This is a genomic window from Ideonella azotifigens (genome assembly GCF_006519715.1).
Lineage (GTDB): Bacteria > Pseudomonadota > Gammaproteobacteria > Burkholderiales > Burkholderiaceae_C > Ideonella > Ideonella azotifigens.
Genome location: NZ_VIDT01000333.1, coordinates 1 through 5,951 on the forward strand (window position 1 = coordinate 1; position 5,951 = coordinate 5,951).

Here is a 5,951-nt window from a genome sequence, read left to right on the forward strand (position 1 = left end):
CAGCCAGGCCTTGTGTGTCCAGTTCGTCCAACCCGTGTGGTTCATGGCAGTCATCCGGCAAAGGGCAGCAGCGTGCCGCGGCAAAAGAGGGTGAAGTCTAGACGTTTCGAAGTAAACGACTCGTTGCTGATTGCGTCTACGGCGCCCACAAAAAAACCCCTCGCAAGGGGCTTTTTGACTTACAGCCGACATCATCGACGCAAGGCGGACCGCGGGGCCAGCGCCGGGCCGCTCCCAAGCGGCCCCGCTACCCGCCCGGCGGGTGGCTTCGCGTATTCGCGAAGCCGGGTGCTCAAGCCACCACGCGGACCATTTCGAGGCACTTGTTCGAGTAGCCCCATTCGTTGTCGTACCAGGCCACGACCTTGACGAAGGTCTTGTCCAGCGCAATGCCGGCGTCGGCATCGAAGACCGAGGTCATCGGCTCGCCGCGGAAGTCGGTCGAGACGACCTTGTCCTCGGTGTAGCCGAGCACGCCCTTCATCGCGCCTTGCGACGCGGCCTTCATCGCGTTGCAGATGTCTTCGTAGCTGGCTTCCTTGACCAGCTCGACGGTCAGGTCGATCACCGAGACGTCCGAGGTCGGCACGCGGAAGGACATGCCGGTCAGCTTCTTGTTCAGCTCGGGGATCACCACGCCCACGGCCTTGGCAGCGCCAGTGCTGGAAGGAATGATGTTTTCCAGGATGCCGCGGCCACCGCGCCAGTCCTTGTTCGACGGGCCGTCCACGGTCTTCTGCGTGGCGGTGGTGGCATGCACCGTGGTCATCAGGCCGCGCTTGATGCCGAAGCTATCGTTCAGCACCTTGGCGACCGGCGCCAGGCAGTTCGTCGTGCACGAGGCGTTCGAGATGATGGCCTGGCCGGCGTAGGTCTTGTCGTTGACGCCGTAGACGAACATCGGCGTGTCGTCCTTCGAAGGTGCCGACAGGATGACCTTCTTCGCGCCGGCCTTCAGGTGTGCCTCGGCGGTTTCCTTGGTCAGGAACAGGCCGGTGGATTCGATGATGACGTCGGCACCGACCTCGTCCCACTTCAGTTCGGCCGGGTTCTTCACCGCAGTCAGGCGGATCTTCTTGCCGTTGACGATCAGCGTGTTGCCGTCGACCGCGACCTCGCCCTTGAAGCGGCCGTGCACGCTGTCGTGCTTCAGCATGTAGGCCAGATAGTCGGGTTCGAGCAGATCGTTGATGGCAACGATTTCGATGTCACTGGCGAAGTTCTGCACCGCAGCGCGGAACACCATGCGGCCGATGCGGCCGAAGCCGTTGATACCTACCTTGATGGTCATGAGATGCCTCTTGATCTGAGTTGTGAAGAAGTGAACGTGAACGCAATGGGCAGCCCACCCCTGCCGGCTCGGGCAGGGGATGCTGCCGGTGTCACTTGCCCAGCACCTTGCGCACCGTCAGCGCAAGGTTGTCGGCGGTGAAGCCGAACAGCTTGAACAGCACGCCGGCCGGGGCGGATTCGCCGAAGCGGTCCAGGCCGACAACCGCGGCGCAGCCGTATTTCCACCATCCGTCGGTCACGCCGGCTTCGACGGCGATGCGCGGCAGCTTGGCCGGCAGCACCGAGAGCTTGTAGGCCATGGGCTGGCGGTCGAAGACGGTGGTGGACGGCATCGAGACCACACGCACCGCGATCTTGGCCTTGGCCAGCTCGGCCTGCGCGGCCATCGCCAGCTGCACTTCGGAGCCGGTGGCGATGATGACGGCCTGGGCGGCCTTCTTCATGCCGATGTCTGACGGCTCGGACAGCACATAGGCGCCCTGGGTGATGACGTCGGCGTCGACCTTCTGCGTGTACTGCAGGTTCTGGCGCGACAGCAGCAGCGCGCTCGGGCGGTGCTTGTTGGCCAGCGCCATGGTCCAGGCGACGGCGGTTTCCATCGTGTCGGCCGGGCGCCAGACGTCCAGGTTGGGGATCAGGCGCAGGCTGGCGGCGTGTTCGACCGACTGATGCGTCGGGCCGTCTTCGCCCAGGCCGATGGAGTCGTGGGTGAACACGTGCACCACGCGCAGCTTCATCAGCGCGGCCATGCGGATGGCGTTGCGGCTGTAGTCGCTGAAGGTCAGGAAGGTGCCGCCGTAGGGGATGTAGCCACCGTGCAGCGCCACGCCGTTCATGATCGCGGCCATGCCGAACTCACGCACGCCGTAGTTGATGTGGCGGCCCAGCTGGCCGGCTTCGTTGCGCGCCGGCTGGCCGTCCTTGCCAAAGCGCAGCGCGGGCGTGCTCTTGGTGTTGGTGAGGTTGGAGCCGGTCAGGTCGGCCGAGCCGCCCAGCAGTTCAGGCAATGCGGCGGTGAAGAATTCCAGCGCGATCTGGCTGGCCTTGCGGCTGGCCACGGTTTCGGCCTTGTCGTGGGCGGAGGCGACGGCGTCGACCGCGGTCTCGGCGAAGTTCTCCGGCAGCTCGCCGGCCATGCGGCGGGTGAACTCTGCCGCGGCTTCGGGGTAGGCGGTGGCGTAGGCCGCGAAACGCGCATCCCAGACGGCGTTGGCAGCAGCACCGGTTTCGGTGGCGTCCCAGGCGGCGCGCACGTCTTCGGGCACGCTGAAGGGCTCGTGGGGCCAACCCAGCGCTTCGCGGGTCAGCTTGATCTCGTCGCCGCCCAGCGGTTCGCCGTGGGCCTTGGCGGTGCCGGCGCGGTTGGGCGAGCCCTTGCCGATGGCGGTCTTGCAGATGACCAGCGTGGGCTTGTCGCTGCTGGCCTTGGCAGTGGCAATCGCCTTGTCGACCGCGCCGACGTCATGGCCGTCCACCGGGCCGACGACGTTCCAGCCGCAGGCCTTGAAGCGCTGGGCGGTGTTGTCGATGAACCAGGGCGCGACCGGGCCGTCGATCGAGATGCCGTTGTCGTCGTACAGCGCGACCAGCTTGTTCAGCTTCCAGGCGCCGGCCAAGGCCACGGCTTCATGGCTGATGCCTTCCATCAGGCAGCCATCACCCATGAAGACATAGGTGTGGTGGTCGACGATTTTCAGCTCGTCCTTGTTGAACTCGGCCGCCAGCAGCTTCTCGGCCAGCGCCATGCCCACCGCGTTGGTGATGCCCTGGCCCAGCGGGCCGGTGGTGGTTTCCACGCCTGGCGTCACGTCGACTTCCGGGTGGCCCGGGGTCAGGCTGTGCAGCTGGCGGAAGTTCTTCAGCTCTTCGATGGACAGCGCGTAGCCGGTCAGGTTCAGCAGCGCGTACAGCAGCATCGAGCCGTGGCCGTTGGACAGCACGAAGCGGTCGCGGTCGGCCCACTTCGGCGCCTTCGGGTTGTGCTTCAGGTGGCGGCCCCACAGGGCCTGGGCCATCTCGGCCATGCCCATCGGCGCGCCGGGGTGGCCGGAATTGGCCTGCTGCACCGCGTCCATCGCCAGCGCGCGGATCGCGTTGGCCATCTGGGGGTGCTCGGTACGGGCGCTGACGGGGGAGGTGTCGAGGGGCATGCTGGGTCCGTGTCGGGGGAAGGGCCGGGAAAATGCGAGGAGCGCCGGTATCAGCGGCGGGCCGCCTGGCGCCTTGGTGAGCGCGCTGATGGGCCTGTAAACGACGCGCTGGACTCCCGGATCTGTCGGGAGCGCCGAGCCGTGCAGCGGTGGATTTTAGCGGGGCCGGATAATCCCGACCCCATGCACGGCCTGCACCTGACCGCCGACCTGCGCGGCTGCCCCGCCAGCGCAGCCGCGATGACCGATCCCGACACCCTGCGCGCGCATTGCCGCGCCGCGGTGCTGGCGGCCGGTCTGCAGCCGGTCGGCGAGCTGTTCCACCGCTTCACGCCACTGCCGGAAAGCACGGCACCGCCTGGTGTCACCGGCGTGGTGCTGCTGGCCGAATCCCACCTCGCGGTGCACACCTGGCCCGAACTCGGCGCGGTGACGCTGGACGTCTACGTCTGCAACCTCGGGCAGGACAACAGCGCCCGCGCCGAGGCCTTGATGGCGGCGTTGATCGTGGTGTTCCAGCCGGCGCAGCAGGCGCTGCAACGCCTGCACCGAGGCGACGCCCGCTGACGCACAAGGCGCAAGTGCGCCGTCGTCCGACACGCGCGGGCCTGTTGGCCGCCTAGACTGGCGGATGGTGGCGCAGCAGTCAGGCGCCGGCTTCCCAATTGCGCTTCAGGAGTTGCCATGACGCTTTCGCCCCGTACCGCCTTCCGCCAGCTGCTGCCGCTGGCCTTGAGCGGCCTGTTCGCCGTGCAAGGCAGCGCGGCCCTGGCCGCCCAGGCCGAGGCCAGCTTCGACTTCGGCCAGTCCCACCCCTACCTCGGCTTTGGCGCGCAGGTCTGGCTGAACGACAACAAGCCCGAGCAAAGCACGCAGATGCTGCGCGACCTGCATGCGCGCTACGTGCGGGTGGGCCTGGCACCGAAGATCCTGCTGAATCAGCTGCGCCCCGGCATGTCGGTGCAGGATGCGCTGACGCTGATCAAGGCCAACGACAGCGAACAGCAGCGCCAGCGACTGACGCGTTTCGGCGAGCAGATGAAGCAGCTGGGCATCCAGATCCACCTGATCTTCTGGCGCATGCCCGAGCCCTGGGCCCGTTACGACACACAGCGCAAGAGCGGCTCCAAGGACCGCTCGACCTTTGCGGACCCGGCGCGGGTGGCGGACTACGCCAACCTGGTCACCGCGCAAATGGTCTACCTGCGCGGCCTGGGCATCACGGCCGACGCGGTGGAGCTGACCAACGAACCGCACGGCGCCTGGAGCACGCTCTACACCCGCGAGGACTATGCACGCCTGGTGCAGGCGGCCAGGGCCGCGATGCAGCAGAACGGCCTGGGCGAGGTCAAGATCGCCGGGCCGGGCGTGAACCTGAAGCAGTTCGACCACTACATCGGCGCGCTGCAGCAGGCCAAGGCGACCGACGACCTGGGCTACATCTCGGCCCACGTCTACGAGAACCCCGAGTTGCTCAGCGACCCGCGCCAGCCCGGCATGGCCAGCTTCCTGGGCCGCGGCCATTTCGGGCCCATCGTCATCACCGAATTCGGCGCGCAGGACGGCAAGGCCAAGGTCGGCGCGCGCAGCTTCGCGGTCACCGAGCCGGCCTACGGCCTGAGCGCCATCGCGCAGGCCGGGCTGCTGCTGAACAATGGCGCCAGCGCGCTGATCTACTGGCAGCTGAAGGACTTCAACTGGGGCACGCAAGGCCACGGCCTGCTCAGCGAAGACGGCCAGCGCCGGCCGGTGGCGCAGGCGCTGCAGACCATCGTCGCGCCGCTGCCGGCAGGGGCGAAGATCGCCGCGGTGCAAGGCCGAATGCCCGCCGGCCTGGTGGCCACCGCATTCCAGACCCCGCAAAACAGCTACCTGATGATCAGCAACAGCAGCGACGAACCCCACCAGCTCAATGCCCGCCTGCAGGGCGGCAGCGGCCACTGCGGCAAGATCGCGCAGACGCAGGTCTGGCGGACCGGTGGTGAAGGCGGCGGCGCGGTGAAGGCACCCGAGGTCAGCGACTGCACCGTCAAGGCCGGCATCGGGCCGGGCAGCGCGGTGCTCGTGGTGCTGCAGTGAGTTCGACGGCAAGCGCGCCCCGCGCCCTGATCCTCGCCGCCGGCCGAGGTGAACGCATGCGGCCCCTGACCGATGCCACCCCCAAGCCGCTGCTGCTGGTGCGCGGCAAGCCGCTGATCGAATGGCACCTGGCAGCGCTGGCCGCGGCCGGCGTGCGCGAGGTGGCCATCAACACCGCCTGGCTGGAGGACCAGTTCCCGGCCGCCCTGGGCGACGGCAGCCGCTGGGGCCTCAGGCTGCACTATTCGATGGAAGGCCGTGACCACGGCGGCGCGCTGGAGACCGCCGGCGGCATTGCCAAGGCCTTGCCGCTGCTGGCGCCGCAGGGCAACGAGCCCTTCTGGGTCGTCTCCGGGGACGTGTTCCTGCCCGGCTTTCCGTTCGACGCGGCCGATGCGGCGGCCTTCGCCGCCAGCGCGCTGTCCGCCC

The 5,951-nt window shown here is 67.9% G+C and carries 5 protein-coding genes; 3 read left to right on the top strand and 2 right to left on the bottom strand.

What is annotated here, in order from left to right; genetic code table 11:
* Positions 1-292 precede the first annotated feature (292 nt).
* The gene (gap, locus tag FKP22_RS18475; protein ID WP_141289115.1) at positions 293-1,291 is read right to left on the bottom strand and encodes a type I glyceraldehyde-3-phosphate dehydrogenase; all 999 of its coding nucleotides are present in this window, start codon (positions 1,289-1,291) and stop codon (positions 293-295) included.
* 91 nt (positions 1,292-1,382) lie between these two features.
* Positions 1,383-3,443 (bottom strand): transketolase, encoded by a 2,061-nt coding sequence (tkt, locus tag FKP22_RS18480; protein WP_141289117.1) that lies wholly within the window; start codon positions 3,441-3,443, stop codon positions 1,383-1,385.
* Positions 3,444-3,626: 183 nt separating this feature from the next.
* Here tkt and speD point away from each other — a divergent pair, with 183 nt between their 5' ends.
* The 3 genes from speD to FKP22_RS18495 form a co-directional block, all read left to right on the top strand.
* Entirely contained in the window at positions 3,627-4,010 is a 384-nt protein-coding gene (gene speD / locus FKP22_RS18485) for an adenosylmethionine decarboxylase (protein ID WP_141289119.1), read from the top strand.
* 117 nt (positions 4,011-4,127) lie between these two features.
* Complete coding sequence (locus FKP22_RS18490; RefSeq protein ID WP_141289121.1) at positions 4,128-5,522, top strand: glycoside hydrolase; 1,395 nt, start codon at positions 4,128-4,130, stop codon at positions 5,520-5,522.
* A 56-nt stretch (positions 5,523-5,578) separates the two neighbouring features.
* Positions 5,579-5,951: nucleotidyltransferase family protein (locus FKP22_RS18495; RefSeq protein WP_170200951.1), on the top strand; the 373-nt coding region annotated here is incomplete at its 3' end.

What these genes read in the sequence shown, in the direction of transcription:
- FKP22_RS18490 (WP_141289121.1), top strand. Translation starts at nt 4,128, where the DNA reads ATGACGCTTTCGCCCCGTACCGCCTTCCGCCAGCTGCTGCCGCTGGCC.
- gap (WP_141289115.1), bottom strand. Translation starts at nt 1,291, where the DNA reads ATGACCATCAAGGTAGGTATCAACGGCTTCGGCCGCATCGGCCGCATG.
- speD (WP_141289119.1), top strand. Translation starts at nt 3,627, where the DNA reads ATGCACGGCCTGCACCTGACCGCCGACCTGCGCGGCTGCCCCGCCAGC.
- tkt (WP_141289117.1), bottom strand. Translation starts at nt 3,443, where the DNA reads ATGCCCCTCGACACCTCCCCCGTCAGCGCCCGTACCGAGCACCCCCAG.